1 pseudogene is annotated in these 421 nt (G+C 73.2%); it reads left to right on the top strand.

What is annotated here, in order from left to right:
- Window positions 1-421: pseudogene (locus AC30CM_RS27180) on the top strand (transglutaminase-like domain-containing protein); the annotation flags it as partial.

Below are 421 nucleotides of genomic sequence, written 5' to 3'. Positions count from 1 at the left end.
CGACGTCGGCTCGAGCCTCGTCTGCCGCGTCGACGATCCGACCGCGTTCGTGCTCGCCGTCGCCGTCGCCGAAGGCGTTCCGACGACCGTCGAGACCCTGAGGGTGCGCCTCGACGAGGAGCCGGTCGTCGTGCGCGAGACGACCGACCCGCACGGCACCCGGCTGCACCTCTTCGAGACCGGCCCCGGCATCCTGAGCATCGACTACGCCGCGACCGTCATCGGCCGCGCCGCGGCGCTCCCGGTCGACGAGGGGGATCTCGTCACCTACCTGCGTCCCAGTCGCTACGTGCAGTCCGACACCCTCACCGGGCAGGCGCGCGACCTGTTCCCCGGCCTCGAGGGGCGCGGGCTGCTCGAGGCCGTCGAGGAGTGGGTCTTCGGCCACCTGCGCTACGACGGCGGCGCGACGACACCGACG

This window comes from Mycobacterium sp. DHQP2018-32-09 (genome assembly GCF_058148405.1).
The sequence above is the reverse complement of the archived record's forward strand: the minus strand, read 5'-3'. Positions and strand labels throughout refer to the sequence as shown.